The organism is Streptomyces sp. NRRL F-6492 (genome assembly GCF_001280125.1).
In the GTDB taxonomy this organism is placed as follows: Bacteria; Actinomycetota; Actinomycetes; order Streptomycetales; family Streptomycetaceae; genus Streptomyces.
In genome coordinates this window covers 1-604 of the sequence record NZ_LGEG01000115.1, presented here as the reverse complement: position 1 = coordinate 604, position 604 = coordinate 1, and the positions used below count along the sequence as shown (strand labels likewise).

Below are 604 nucleotides of genomic sequence, written 5' to 3'. Positions count from 1 at the left end.
CAACGGCGGCAACCGGGCCCACGGCCGTACCGGCTACAAGGCGTCGATCGACTTCGTGAAGGCGAAGCTGGACGCGGCCGGATACACCACCAGCCTCCAGACGTTCACCTCCGGCGGCGCCACCGGCTACAACCTGATAGCCGACTGGCCCGGCGGCGACCCGAACCAGGTGCTGTTCGCCGGCTCGCACCTGGACTCGGTGACCTCGGGCGCCGGCATCAACGACAACGGCTCCGGCTCCGCCGCGATCCTGGAGACCGCCCTCGCCGTCTCCCGCACCGGCTACCAGCCCTCCAAGCACCTGCGGTTCGCCTGGTGGGGCGCCGAGGAGCTGGGCCTCGTCGGCTCGAAGTACTACGTCAACAACCTTCCGGCGACCGAGCGTTCGAAGATCAAGGGCTACCTGAACTTCGACATGATCGGCTCGCCGAACCCGGGCTACTTCGTCTACGACGACGACCCGACGATCGAGCAGACCTTCAAGAGCTACTTCGCGGGCCTCGGCGTCCCGACCGAGATCGAGACCGAGGGCGACGGCCGCTCCGACCACGCCCCGTTCAAGAGCGCGGGCGTCCCCGTCGGCGGCCTCTTCACCGGCGCGAGC

General features: G+C 68.9%; 1 protein-coding gene. It reads left to right on the top strand.

Annotated features, from left to right (window positions below):
- Positions 1 to 604, top strand: a 604-nt coding sequence (locus tag ADL08_RS11120; RefSeq protein WP_159043141.1) for a M28 family peptidase, incomplete at both ends; no start/stop codon positions are given.